The sequence below is a fragment of the Dongia sp. agr-C8 genome (genome assembly GCF_054658695.1).
Map to the genome: position 1 here is coordinate 297,035 of NZ_BAAGHZ010000005.1, position 11,798 is coordinate 308,832.

12 protein-coding genes are annotated in these 11,798 nt (G+C 65.8%); 6 read left to right on the forward strand and 6 right to left on the reverse strand.

Annotation, left to right across the window (positions count from 1 at the left end):
- Nucleotides 1-5: 5 nt before the first annotated feature.
- The gene (locus ACYQ4T_RS25760) at nucleotides 6-365 is read right to left on the reverse strand and encodes a hypothetical protein (protein WP_459859497.1); all 360 of its coding nucleotides are present in this window, start codon (nucleotides 363-365) and stop codon (nucleotides 6-8) included.
- Nucleotides 366-505: 140 nt separating this feature from the next.
- Between ACYQ4T_RS25760 and ACYQ4T_RS25765 the strand changes: the two genes are divergently transcribed.
- Nucleotides 506-1,324, forward strand: coding sequence for a class I SAM-dependent methyltransferase (locus ACYQ4T_RS25765; RefSeq protein WP_459859498.1), 819 nt, complete (start codon nucleotides 506-508; stop codon nucleotides 1,322-1,324).
- 99 nt (nucleotides 1,325-1,423) lie between these two features.
- Here ACYQ4T_RS25765 and ACYQ4T_RS25770 read toward each other — a convergent pair whose 3' ends face one another.
- From ACYQ4T_RS25770 to ACYQ4T_RS25785, 4 genes are all read right to left on the reverse strand, one after another.
- Complete coding sequence (locus ACYQ4T_RS25770) at nucleotides 1,424-2,380, reverse strand: small ribosomal subunit Rsm22 family protein (protein ID WP_459859499.1); 957 nt, start codon at nucleotides 2,378-2,380, stop codon at nucleotides 1,424-1,426.
- A 39-nt stretch (nucleotides 2,381-2,419) separates the two neighbouring features.
- Nucleotides 2,420-3,430 (reverse strand): alpha/beta hydrolase family protein, encoded by a 1,011-nt coding sequence (locus tag ACYQ4T_RS25775; RefSeq protein ID WP_459859500.1) that lies wholly within the window; start codon nucleotides 3,428-3,430, stop codon nucleotides 2,420-2,422.
- A 183-nt stretch (nucleotides 3,431-3,613) separates the two neighbouring features.
- A complete protein-coding gene (locus ACYQ4T_RS25780; protein ID WP_459859501.1) occupies nucleotides 3,614-4,642 on the reverse strand; it encodes a helix-turn-helix domain-containing protein in 1,029 nt (342 codons plus the stop codon).
- Between the two features lie 61 nt (nucleotides 4,643-4,703).
- Nucleotides 4,704-5,264, reverse strand: coding sequence for a TetR/AcrR family transcriptional regulator (locus ACYQ4T_RS25785; RefSeq protein WP_459859502.1), 561 nt, complete (start codon nucleotides 5,262-5,264; stop codon nucleotides 4,704-4,706).
- 122 nt (nucleotides 5,265-5,386) lie between these two features.
- Between ACYQ4T_RS25785 and ACYQ4T_RS25790 the strand changes: the two genes are divergently transcribed.
- Complete coding sequence (locus ACYQ4T_RS25790; protein ID WP_459859503.1) at nucleotides 5,387-6,679, forward strand: MFS transporter; 1,293 nt, start codon at nucleotides 5,387-5,389, stop codon at nucleotides 6,677-6,679.
- 173 nt (nucleotides 6,680-6,852) lie between these two features.
- On the opposite strand, the gene ACYQ4T_RS25795 is transcribed toward ACYQ4T_RS25790, so the two are convergent.
- A complete protein-coding gene (locus ACYQ4T_RS25795) occupies nucleotides 6,853-7,641 on the reverse strand; it encodes a dienelactone hydrolase family protein (RefSeq protein ID WP_459859504.1) in 789 nt (262 codons plus the stop codon).
- A gap of 191 nt (nucleotides 7,642-7,832) precedes the next feature.
- On the opposite strand from ACYQ4T_RS25795, the gene ACYQ4T_RS25800 reads away from it, so the two are divergent.
- The 4 genes from ACYQ4T_RS25800 to ACYQ4T_RS25815 all read left to right on the forward strand — a co-directional run bounded on the left by ACYQ4T_RS25800 (nucleotide 7,833) and on the right by ACYQ4T_RS25815 (nucleotide 11,758).
- On the forward strand, nucleotides 7,833-8,654 hold the full coding sequence (locus tag ACYQ4T_RS25800; RefSeq protein WP_459859505.1) for an SPOR domain-containing protein: 822 nt from the start codon (nucleotides 7,833-7,835) through the stop codon (nucleotides 8,652-8,654).
- 8 nt (nucleotides 8,655-8,662) lie between these two features.
- On the forward strand, nucleotides 8,663-9,283 hold the full coding sequence (gene lepB, locus ACYQ4T_RS25805) for a signal peptidase I (protein WP_459859506.1): 621 nt from the start codon (nucleotides 8,663-8,665) through the stop codon (nucleotides 9,281-9,283).
- Between the two features lie 130 nt (nucleotides 9,284-9,413).
- On the forward strand, nucleotides 9,414-10,544 hold the full coding sequence (locus ACYQ4T_RS25810; protein ID WP_459859507.1) for a sterol desaturase family protein: 1,131 nt from the start codon (nucleotides 9,414-9,416) through the stop codon (nucleotides 10,542-10,544).
- A gap of 152 nt (nucleotides 10,545-10,696) precedes the next feature.
- A complete protein-coding gene (locus tag ACYQ4T_RS25815) occupies nucleotides 10,697-11,758 on the forward strand; it encodes an acyltransferase family protein (protein ID WP_459859508.1) in 1,062 nt (353 codons plus the stop codon).
- The last annotated feature ends 40 nt before the right edge of the window (nucleotides 11,759-11,798 follow it).

Genomic DNA, 11,798 nt, shown 5'->3' on the forward strand with positions numbered 1-11,798 from the left:
CCAGATCAGCACCCGTGGCCGGGCTGCGCGCTCGAGGAGCCGAAGCCGGTCGTCCCGGTACAGGGCGACTTCGGATCGTCGAACTTGCCGGTGCCCGGGGGCGCCAGCTTCAGCGGCTCGTAATCGTAGTCCAGCGTGCTGCTGCCGCTGCCGCCCACGGCCGAGCTGCCGTTGGTGCCGCCGAGCGGGCCGACCGCGCCAGGCCGGCTCGGGCTTGACGGCGCGCTGACGCCGCCGGCGGCCGAGGTCGGTGCGCCGACACCATCGGCCAGCGCCAAGGGCGCCGCGATGCCGAGCAGCGCGACGGCGACGACCGCAACGATCGCCAGCTTGGCCTTGGTCTGGGTGTTCATCTCTTCGCGCATGGCGAGAATCCTCGCTGTCCGATGCGGCATAAATGGGCAGCCGGCGCAGGACCCTCAAGTCACGTTGCCGCGCGGATTGCCGCAGCCCCGCCCGAGCATTAGAACGGGGCAATAATACGCTTGGATGCAGGGGAATCACCATGTCGGATGCCGAATCCTTCGCGATCAACCTCGCCTGGTGGAACGGCGTGGTGGAGACCCATGTCCATTCGTCGGACTACCTGACCCAGGCCTTCCGCCAGGGCGGCGACACCTTGCACCCGATTGAAGCCGAGGAAATCGGCGATGTCCGCGGCAAGTCCCTGGTCCATCTGCAATGTCATTTCGGTCTCGACACCTTGTCGCTGGCCCGGCGGGGCGCCAAGGTGACCGGTCTCGACTTCGCCCCCAATGCCGTGGCGGCGGCGCAAGCGCTCGCCGCCGAGGCGAAGATCGACGCACGATTCGTGCAGAGCAATGTCTACGACGCTGTCGCGGCGCTCGGCGCCAGCTACGACATCGCCTTCGTCACCTGGGGCGCCATCGTCTGGCTGCCCGATCTCCACCGCTGGGCCCGGGTCGTCGCCGAGGTGCTCAAGCCCGGCGGCTTCCTCTATTTGCTGGAGGGCCACCCGATGGCCCTCACCCTCGAGCAGAAGAAGGCCGAGGATCCGCTGGTCCCGGGCTGGCCCTATTTCGAACATGCCGCGCCGCAGGTGGTCGAGGAGCAAGGCACCTACGCCAACAAACAGGCCAAGCTCGCCCATACCCGGACCCATGAATGGGCGCATCCCTTGCGACAGATCTTCGGCGCGCTGCTCGAGGCCGGCCTCGCGATCGAGATGTTCCACGAGCATGACCGGATCGCCTGGCAGCTCTGGCCCTGCCTGGAATACGACGGCAACCGGATGTACCGGCTGCCCAAGGACCGCATCCCCTTGCCGCTCAGTTTCTCCTTGCGGGCGCGGAAGCCGGCCTAGGGCGCCGCGACCCTCCATTCTGTACATGCTGGGTACATGCAAGGCGGCCCATCTACCCTTCGCGCCAATTGTACCTGCTTTGTTCCATCAATGCAATCGTCAGCCTCCATCCCAGGAATCCCCCCAGCCCAGCCGCTTCGCCCGTTTGTAGGAATCGCCTTCGCGCCGGGTGACGAGGACGCGCCGCGCCTCTCCATCGCTCCCGCATAATTTCAGCGCGACCTTGCCGCTCCCGGCCTGCGGCGGCGCGATGACGCGCGCCGCCGGCAACGCCGCCGAATTCCGCGTGACGGCAAGATAGCTGAACTTCTCGTCTTCCCAGGGCACTTCGGCATCCTTGGCCCGGAGATGGGCACGGCTGCGCGCGACGCGGCGGGAGAAATGGCACCAATCGGGGGCGATCAGCGGACATGCGCCGCCGTGCGGACAGGGCGCGATCATGCGCGCACCCTGCTTCAGCAGGAGATCGCGCGCCTCAAGAACGCGCCGGTAGCCGCCGGGCGTGCCGGGCTCGACGATCAACAAGGTGTCGCCGGTGAGCGACCAGAGTCGTTCGACGAGTCGCACGCGTTGCGCGACATCAAGCTCGTCCAGCACATAGGCGAGCGTCACGAGATCATGCGTGCCGGAGGCCGGTGCATCGCCGCGCCAGTCGATCGCCGCCACCCCGCTCTGCGGCGCAAACTCCGCGCCGAACCTGCGCATCGAGCCGCTGGCTTCGACCAGCGTTGCCGCATTGAGACCGGGCCAGCAATCGGCGGCGGCCCAGAGCGCGGTGCCGGGACCGGCGCCGAAATCGAGCAGGCGGCGCGGTGCGAATTCCGGCCGCACGGCGGCGACGGCGTTGAGCGCCGCGCGGATCGCGGCGTAGGTGGCGGGCAGGCGGGCGGCGAGATAAGCGCGGGCCGCCATGTCATCGGCGACATGCAGGCGGCCGTCGTGCAGTTCCGCGCGATAGCGTTGGGAGAGTACCTCCGCGGCTGCGGCGAGATCGCGCGGCGGGACGCCTTGCAGGGCTTGATCGACGGCTTGGCGCAGGGCGCCCGGCAATTCCATGTCCGGCTACGCCCCCGCCTCTGTCCTGCCGTTCTGCATTCAGGAACCCGCCTTCAGCGCACGGCGGAACGCCGCCGTCGTCATCTCGATCAACTGCCGATGAATTTCGTAGCGTGAACGCCCGCCGCCGTCCATGCAGATCGGGTCGCCGATCTCCTCAGCCTCGGCGAGCGCCGCCGCGCCGGGTTTGCACTCGGCAAACATGCTGAAATGGCTGGCATCGGCGATCGTCGCGTAATGCGCGTTCGGAATCGCCCGCGCCGCCTCGGCCGCATCCAGCGTCACCGGGATCTTCCCCGGCTGACCGAGATTGACGAGATCGACCGGAATCCCGACCGCGGTAAAGCTCTCGAACGCGAAGACGTCGATCGGGGCCGGATCGATCGCCATCGCGAAACGGATGCGCTGGTCCCGGTTGTCGCGAGCGGCGGATTGCAGATCGAGGGCATGAAGATCGACGCCGCTCTGCCGGACCCATTCGCAGAGCGAGGCGTTGCGCAGGTCGGTGTCACAATAACCCGCCAGACGCTTCGGATCGATGCGCGCACCGGCGATCGCCAAGACCGTGCCGCCGCCCATCGAAAGACCGAGCGCACCCACCCTGGTCGGGTCGAGATGCGGTTTGAAGAACGGATCCTGCTCCAGGGCATCGAGGGTTGCGGTGAGATCGCCCGGCCGCATCCAGAGCTTCATCGTTTCCGCGGCGGATCGGTTCTTGCCGGAGTTTCCGGGATGGGCCGGCGCCGCGACGATGAATCCCTGTCGGGCCAAGGCTGTCGCGACCCAGCTCAGCGCCTGCGGGTTTCCCGCCAGACCGGCACCATGGGAAAGCAGAATGAGCGGAAATCGCCCGGCCGGGATCGGGGAATCCTGCAAGGCGGCCGTTCCCTGAAAGAACAGGCTGTCGCCCAGCACGACCGGCGCGCCGCCCGCCTGGGCCGGATACCAAACCGTTGCATCGAGATTGCCGCCGCGCGCGGCGGCGGGCGCCAGGATCTGGCGGACACCCACCGGGTCTTCGGCCTCGGCCAGCGGGGCCAGTATCACCATGGCCATTCCGGCGGCCCACAGCATGAAACAGACTCTGATCGAAACCTTCACCGAAACCTCCCATATGGCGGAACCGGCCGGAAACATGGCCGGAGGCGGCGCCGTGGGGCGACCTCGAACGCGTTTCGATCGTGCTGAATCGCGATTTAGTCCCTCCCGGCGGGCGACGGACCAGAGGCTGGATCAGGCCGGCTTCGTGCGGCGCTGCCGCCACGCCGCCGGCGTCATGCCGGTGACGCGGCGGAACTCGCGATTGAAGTTGGATTTGGTCTGGAAGCCGACTTCGAGCATGATTCCGGTGACCGGCTGGTCGGTCTCGGCCAGCAGCTTGCAGGCCGCGGCGATCCGGAAATCATTGACGAACCGGGAGACGTTCTTGCCGGTGGCGCGATTGATGGCCGTCGAGATCCGCCGGGCCGGGATCACCACCTTGCGCGCCAGGCGATCGAGATTGAGATTCGGGTCGCGATAGGACCGCTTGGTCTCCATCAACGCCTGAATGGAAGCGAGGATCTCCTGGTCGCCGGGCTCCTCGACCTGCGCGCGGATGTTTTCGGGCTCGACGAGGGCCCGGCCGCGCAGCGCGACCGCGCCGGCGATCGACAGGATGATCAGCGCCAGCAGATTGCCGAGGGCCACGATTTCCGGAGCATGCCGGCCGGCGGTCCAGGAAAAATCCAGAAGGACCAGGAGATCGAGCGTCGCCGAGAGCAGCAGCGACAGCGCCGCGAACAGCAGCGCGCGATAGACCGGCTCGGCACTTTCGAACGGGGTGGCCCGCAGCGCGTCCGACCCCGTCCGCATCAGATGCAGGATCGCCCCGGCATAGCCGACGAAGATTGCCGGCAGCGCCAGGTCGACGGCACTGCGCCATGTCACCAACAGGAGAAGGACCAGGGCAGCGGGAATCCCGTGCAGGGCCAAGCGCCAACGGAGGGAGAAGCGGCTGTTCCGGACCTGCCTGGCAACGCCGGCATAGACCAGCGGCGGCACCAGCGCCGCAGTGACGGGCGTTACGAACATGACCGGTGCGATGCCGTAGCCCCAGCGCAGTCCGGAGAGCAACGCCTGGAAGGCGCAGAGCAGGATCAGCGCCAGGAAGGGCAGGTTCCGCGCGGTTCCGGAAGCGGATGCGCTATCGCGCTTCAACACGGCAACGAACAGGACGAGGAGCAGAACGGCGACGACGAAGGAAATCGGGACGAAGGGCATCAGGGCCGGGCGTGGAAATGAGTGAGGCGGGTAACACCGATCATGGTCGTCTCCGAGAGGCTCACTGCGCGCCGGCGGCTTCGATCATCAGCTCGGCGATCTCGACCGCGTGCATTGCCGGGCCGCGATCGCCGAACAGCTGGCCGGTGACGAAGATCCCTTCGATCAGGAGCAGCAGCCCGTCGGCCAGCACCGGCGGGCGTTTCGCGCCCATGCCCTTCGCCATCTCGGTCAACCGCGCGCGCAGGCGCTGCTTGTGGTCCTCGGCGACCCGGCGCGCCGGATGATCGCCGGTCGGGTATTCGACCGCGGCGTTGGTCAGCCCGCAGCCGCGGTAGTCGTCGCGCTGCGCGCGCTGCGAGAGGCCGCGGATGTAATCGAGGATCTGCGCCTTGGGATCGTCCGGGTGCTTTTCCGCCGAGTGGTTGAAACGGGCCCAGAACTCGCCGTCATAGTCGCGCAAGTAGGCGGCGGCGAGCTCGTCCTTCGAGGTGAAGCTGCGGTAGAGGCTGGGCTTGGTGACGCCGGCCTTGGAGACGATCTCATCGACGCCGACCGCGCGGATCCCTTCGCGGTAGAACAGCTCCCGCGCGGTCTTGCGAATCCGGTCGGCCGCCAGCATCGGCTGGACCGCGTCCGTCTTTGAGTTTTTCCGAGCCATATCAGCAGTTTAAAACTTTTATTGACACCCGTACGGACCGGTACGTATATAGGCGTCCCTTTAGATACGTACCGGTTAGTCACATGCTGAAGATAGTGCGTCGCGCGCCGTTTGGGAAGAACTATGCGTTCGTGGTGGTGGGCGTGGTGTTCCTCGCCCTGCTGGTCGCGGCCGGGCAGCGCGGCGCGCCGAGTGTGCTGATCCAGCCGCTGGAGCGGGCTTTCGGCTGGGACCGCGCGACGATCTCCTTCTCGGCCAGCCTCGGTATCCTTTGCTACGGCCTGATGGGGCCCTTCGCCGCGGCGCTGATGCAGCGCTTCGGCATCCGCCGCGTCATCACGATCGCCTTGGCGCTGATGTCGCTCTCGGTCGGCGCCAGCTATTTCATGACCCAGGCCTGGCAGTTGATTCTGCTCTGGGGCCTGTTGTCCGGCGTCGCCTCCGGCAGCGTCGCGCTGGTGCTGGCGGCGACCATCGTGGCGCGCTGGTTCACCACGCATCGCGGCTTGATCATGGGCATCATGACGGCGAGCACGGCGAGCGGGACGCTGGTCTTCATCCCCGGCCTCGCCTGGATCCAGGAACAGGGTGGCTGGCAACCGCTGGTCCTCACCGTCGCGGCCTGCACCGCGCTGATGATTCCGGTGGTCTATTTCCTGCTGCCGGAATGGCCGTCGGATCTGGGGCTGCGCCGCTATGGCGCGACGCCGGAAGAAGCCGATCCGGCACCGGATCGCCGCAACCTGGTGGCGCTGTCGCTGGGCACCTTGGCGCGCGCGATGAAGACCCGCGCCTTCTGGTATCTGTTCGCCACCTTCTTCGTCTGCGGCTTCACCACCAACGGGCTGGTCGGCACGCATCTGATCGCCTTCTGCGGCGATCACGGCATCATCGAGGTGCAGGCGGCGGGGCTGATGGTGACCATGGGCATCTTCGACCTGATCGGCACCACGGCGTCGGGCTGGCTCACCGATCGCTTCGACCCGCGGAAGCTACTGTTCATGTATTACGGCCTGCGCGGCCTCTCGCTGATCTACCTGCCGTATTCCGACTTCGGCTTCTATGAGCTGGCGATCTTCGCGGTCTTCTACGGCCTCGACTGGATCGCGACCGTGCCGCCGACGCTGAAGCTGATCCAGGAGAATTTCGGCACCGCCGATTCCCCGATCATCTTCGGCTGGGTCGCCGCCGGCCACCAGATCGGCGCCGAGGCGGCGGCCGCCTTCGCCGGCTGGATGCATTCCTGGCAGGGCAACTACGTGCAGGCCTTCGTGATCGCCGGCTTCACCGGCCTGGTCGCCGCGGTGATCTCGCTGCTGATCGCGCGGCCGGGCAAGGATGCGGCGCAGCTCAAGCCAGCGACGCAGGCCGGGTGAGTACGAGCTTACGCTTGCACCATCGGACGCAGCTTCAAGACCCTCACCCTGTCCCTCTCCCTACGGGCGAGGGGACGCTGCGGCATGAGCCTTCACAAAATCTCCCTCTCCCGTAGGGAGAGGGCTGGGGTGAGGGTCTTGCCGCAGCTTGAGGCCTTTCAAGCAGACACTGGCTACCCGATATTGCGTTTCAGGAAGTCGATCGTCCGGTCCCAGGCCAAGCGCGCGTCTTCCTTGTCGTAGTTCTGGCCGGTCGGGTTGGCGAAGGCGTGGTTGGCGTCGTAGCTGTAGATGTCATGCGGCTTGTTCGCCTCCTTCATGTTCCCGCCGAAGGCCTTGACCATCTCCGGGTTGATGAAAGTGTCCTGCTTGCCGAACTGGCCGAGCACCGGGCCTTTGAGCTTGCGGAGCTCGGCCGCCGGCTTGTCGACCCGGCCGTAGTAGATCACCGTCGCATCGACCGGATGGGCGATCGAGGCGTTCAACGACCAGCCGCCGCCGAAGCAGAAGCCGAGGGTCGCGACCTTCCCGTTCACCTCTTTCATGCCATAGAGATAATCGATCCAGGTGTTCGTGGTCTCGGTCGCCTCCTCGTCCTTGACCGCGCCCATCGCCGCCTTGGCGCCGTCGGGATCGGTCGCGACCTTGCCGTCGTAGAGATCGATGGCGAGGCCGACGAAGCCGTTGGCGGCCAGCTCGGACGCGACTGCCTTGATCTGGTCGTTCAAGCCCCACCATTCGTGGATGATCATCACGCCGCCGGCGGGAACCGTCGCCGGCAGCGCCAAGGCCGCCGAGACCGAACGGCCGCTCGGCGTCTTCACCGTGACGGTTTGCAATCCCGCGGCGGCCTGCGCCACACGGACCGGATCGGCGAGCAAGGCGGCGAGCGAGAGTCCGGCAAAGCCGGTCAGCACCTCACGGCGGGCAGGAGAACGGAGATAGGCTTTGAGCTCGGTCATCGGGGCCTCCTCGTTTTCGGATGATCGGGGGAAGGAAGGATCGGAAAGAAGAAAGGCATTATCGCCGAGGCGCGACGGCGCAAAAGCCCCGACGCAGCCCTTGCCGCTTTTGTGATCTCGACTCTGGCCCCGACTCGGACGGCTCGACTATGCTGCGGGCCCTTGAGTCGCACCATCGTGGGAGCTTGTCGATGCGCCTGACCCTGCAACGCGGCACGGCATGGATGGCCGTGGTCGCCGGATTGGGTGCGGGCCTGATGAGCGCCGCGCCTCTCGCCACCGCCGGCGAGGACGAGGCCCGCCAGTTCATGCAGGCCGGCGAATACGACAAGGCCATCCAGGAATTGCAGCCCCTGGCCGACCAGGGCAGCCCGACTGCCGAATACCTGTTGGGCGAGATCTATTTCGGCGGCCATGGCGGCGACATGCAACAGTCGCTGAAATGGATGACCGCATCGGCCGAGCAGGGCTATGCCCAGGCCCAGGCGCGGCTCGGCATCATCTACGCCAAGGGGCTGGGCGTGCCGGTCAACAACATCGAGGCCTATCGCTGGTTCTCGCTCGCCGCCCAGGGCGCCGATCCCAAGGCGCAGCTGAAGACCGTCTCCGAGGCCAATCGCGACGTCATCGCCAAGCGCCTGTCGCCGGCCGAGCGGCAGCAGGCCGAAGGCATGGTCCAATCCTGGCGCGCGGCCGGAACGCCGCTGATCGCGGCGCCGGCGCAGAGCGAGGGCGTGATCGGAAAGGTCGGGGAGGTCATTCCCGGCATCCGCATCCAATTGGCGGCGGTGAAGAATGCCGACGAGGCGACGCCCGAATGGAGCCGGCTGCAGAAGGCGTTGGGCGGGCAGCTCGATGGCCTGGTGCTGACCGTGGAATCGGTCGACCTCGGCACCAAGGGCATCTATCACCGCATCCAGGCCGGACCCTTCGCCGACAAGGCCGCCGCTTCGGCCAAATGCGAGGTCATCAAGCAGATGAAGCACGACTGCCTGGTGGTGGTGCGGAAGTAGCCGACCCCATGCGTTCGGAACCGCGCCGCGACTGGGTCGTCTACCCGCTGGCCATCCTCGGTCTGCTGATGCTGATCGTCTTCGGTTTCATCGGCATTACCAGCACGCCCTATAACATGCCCGCCCGCAGCATGCTGCCCAATCTCCAGGTCGGCGATCGCTTCTTCGCCTGGCGCGGCTACTACCAGGATCACGCGCCGGAACGCGGCGAGATCGCCATCTTCCGGACGCCGCGCGGCGACGACTACACCAAGCGCGTGATCGGCCTGCCGGGCGACACGATCCAGATGAAGGCCGGACGGCTCTGGATCAACGGCGCAGAGGTCGAGCGCAAGCCCGAAGGCGACGTTACGGATGAAACCTTCGGAACGCTGATGCAGTATCGCGAGATGCTGCCGGACGGCGCCAGCTACCTGATCCTGGAGCGGGACGACGCCTCGTTCCTGGACGAGGTCGGTCCGTTCCAGGTGCCGGCCGACGCCTATTTCATGATGGGCGACAACCGGGACAATTCCAACGACAGCCGCATGCCGGAAATGGGTGCGGTGCCGCGCGCCAGTTTCCAGGCCCGTCCCTACCTCATCTACTACTCGCCCGACCTCGAACGGATTGGCAGCCGGGTCAACTGATCCGGCGTGACCGGCATCACCGATCGGTCGGATCGCCGTCGCGGCCGGCGTTCATTTTGCGGTAACATCTGAACCGTGATCGCCGGGCGCGCGACTTAGGCGCCGGATGCGATCCTTCGGGGGATGATTCATGGGTAAGCTCAGGCAGGCTTTGCGCGCCGACCTTCAGTCGGAGCGCGAGGATCGGAAATTCGGCAGCGGCTGGATCAGCGGCGTGCTGGCGCTCGCCTGCTCACTGGCGGGCCTGATCACCGTGCTCTGCATCCGCTATCCGAACCTGCTGACCACGCCGATGCTCAGGGAGCAGCTCGATGTCGGGCTGGTGCGCCTGGCGTTGCACGTCGTGCTGATCCTGGGCTTCCTGCTGGCGGTGCTGAACCTCGCCTTGCGCCGGCAGAAGATCATGGGCTTCACCGCGGTGACCGGCATCCTGGTCGCCACCCTGCTCGGCGGCTCCAAGGCGGAAACCAGCGACGTGCTGGATACCGGAGTCTATTTCGGGCTCGACTGGTTCCTGATGAACCTCGCCTTCCTCGGCATCATCTTCATTCCGCTGGAGCGGATCTTCGGCCGCCTGAGCGAGCAATCGATCTTCCGCCAGGACTGGCGCGCCGATCTCTTCTATTTCCTGGTCAACTCGCTGCTGGTGCAGTCGCTGACCTATCTCTCGCTGAAGCCGGCGCTGACCGTGGTCGCCAACACGCAATGGACCGAGCTGCGCGCGCTGATGGCGAGCCAGCCCGTGTGGCTGCAGTTCCTCGAGATCATGTTCCTGACCGACCTGGTGCAATACTGGGTGCACCGCTTGTTCCACCAGATCCCGTTCCTGTGGAGATTCCACGCGGTGCACCACTCGGCCCAGGCGATGGACTGGATGGCGGGTTCGCGCATGCATCTGTTCGAGATCGTGGCCTTGCGCGGCTTCACCGTCATCCCGATGTATGCCCTGGGTTTCGAGGAGACCGCGCTCAAGGCGTATATCCTATACGTCTTCCTGCACTCGACCTTGCTGCATGCCAATGTACGTTTCGACTTCGGCCCGCTGAAGCATGTAATCGCCACGCCGCAATTCCACCACTGGCATCACGGCATCGAGCAGGAAGCGATCGACGTCAATTTCGCCGTCCACTTCCCGCTGCTCGACAAGCTGTTCGGCACCCATCACCTGCCGGGCAAGGCCTGGCCGACGGGCTACGGCGTGGGCGGCCATCCGGTGCCGGACGGCTACTGGAACCAGTTCCTGTATCCGCTGAAGCCCTAAAACGTCATGCCCGGGCTTGACCCGGGCATCTCGCTCCGCGTGGAGCCAGATCCCCGGGTCAAGCCCGGGGATGACGATTTGATGATTGGGATTAACCTTGTCTGCCGCAGTGCAACACTGCATTCTCCCTCGCATTGCGGGTGGAGCATCGGATGGTCAGCACGGCTGCGGCGGAGAAACAGGGTCCTTTGCCCAAGGCGACGGCGGCCCCGTCGCGCACCGCCTGGATCGACATGGCCCGCGGCATGGCAGAGGTCTCGGTCGTCACCTTCCACATCCTGCAGGCGATGAACAATGCGGGGCTGACACCCGAAGGCCTGTTCGATTTCTGGACCCCGGTCGGCGACATGATCCGCATGCCGCTGATGATGTTCGTGGCCGGCCTGTTCGTCGAATACTCGCTGCGCAAGGGCCCCAAGGCCTATTTCACCGGCAAGACCCAGCGCGTGGTCTGGCCCTATCTCGTCTGGGCCCATGTCTATTCGATCTACTGGTTCGTGAAGCCCTCGGAGTTCGACAGCCGAAGCTTGAACGACGTGCTGCTGACGGTGTTCATGCCGGGCTCGCATCTCTGGTTCCTGCAGTCGCTGTTCATCTATTACGTCGCGGTCTATTTCCTGCTGAAGCGCGGCCTGAAGACCACCTTCGCGATCTCGATATTGCTGCTGGCGATCATCCCCTTCTTCGATGCGGAGGAGATCCGGCGCCTGCCCTATCTCTTCCTGTTCTTCCTGTTCGGCATCGGCTTCAACCGGATCCTGCGGGCGAAGGGATTCCCGTTCGGGCCGGTGGTCGGCTGCGTGCTGATCGCGCTGGCGATCGCCGTGCCGGTGCTGATCACCGATGCGCTGGGCTTCTCGAAATACCAGCTGGTCGCGATCCCGGCCTCGATCATCGGCGTGCTCGCCTGCCTGCAGATCTCACGCTTCCTGGTGCATGTGCCGGTGGTCAACTGGCTGTTGAACCTGTTCGGCACCTTCTCGCTGGAGATCTACTGCGCCCATGTCGTGTTCTCGTCGCTGACGCGGCAGGTGCTGGTGAAGCTGTTCGGCTGGAACGAGTTCTGGCCGATCTTCCTCGCCTGCACCACGGCCGGCCTGTTCCTGCCGATCGTGATGGCGCTGGTACTGCGGCGGATCGGCCTCGACGTGGTGTTCGAATGGCCGAAGCATCTGTTCCGCCGCGAGAAGGCGGTCGAGGCGCAGAACTTCTGACCAGTGCCGTCTGCAGAGAGAGATGGCCGGGTCATGCCCG

Excerpts from the sequence above, each read along its gene's own strand:
- ACYQ4T_RS25760 (WP_459859497.1), bottom strand. The coding sequence starts at position 365 with ATGCGCGAAGAGATGAACACCCAGACCAAGGCCAAGCTGGCGATCGTT.
- ACYQ4T_RS25765 (WP_459859498.1), top strand. The coding sequence starts at position 506 with ATGTCGGATGCCGAATCCTTCGCGATCAACCTCGCCTGGTGGAACGGC.
- ACYQ4T_RS25770 (WP_459859499.1), bottom strand. The coding sequence starts at position 2,380 with ATGGAATTGCCGGGCGCCCTGCGCCAAGCCGTCGATCAAGCCCTGCAA.
- ACYQ4T_RS25775 (WP_459859500.1), bottom strand. The coding sequence starts at position 3,430 with ATGGTGATACTGGCCCCGCTGGCCGAGGCCGAAGACCCGGTGGGTGTC.
- ACYQ4T_RS25780 (WP_459859501.1), bottom strand. The coding sequence starts at position 4,642 with ATGCCCTTCGTCCCGATTTCCTTCGTCGTCGCCGTTCTGCTCCTCGTC.
- ACYQ4T_RS25785 (WP_459859502.1), bottom strand. The coding sequence starts at position 5,264 with ATGCTGGCGGCCGACCGGATTCGCAAGACCGCGCGGGAGCTGTTCTAC.
- ACYQ4T_RS25790 (WP_459859503.1), top strand. The coding sequence starts at position 5,387 with ATGCTGAAGATAGTGCGTCGCGCGCCGTTTGGGAAGAACTATGCGTTC.
- ACYQ4T_RS25795 (WP_459859504.1), bottom strand. The coding sequence starts at position 7,641 with ATGACCGAGCTCAAAGCCTATCTCCGTTCTCCTGCCCGCCGTGAGGTG.
- ACYQ4T_RS25800 (WP_459859505.1), top strand. The coding sequence starts at position 7,833 with ATGCGCCTGACCCTGCAACGCGGCACGGCATGGATGGCCGTGGTCGCC.
- lepB (WP_459859506.1), top strand. The coding sequence starts at position 8,663 with ATGCGTTCGGAACCGCGCCGCGACTGGGTCGTCTACCCGCTGGCCATC.
- ACYQ4T_RS25810 (WP_459859507.1), top strand. The coding sequence starts at position 9,414 with ATGGGTAAGCTCAGGCAGGCTTTGCGCGCCGACCTTCAGTCGGAGCGC.
- ACYQ4T_RS25815 (WP_459859508.1), top strand. The coding sequence starts at position 10,697 with ATGGTCAGCACGGCTGCGGCGGAGAAACAGGGTCCTTTGCCCAAGGCG.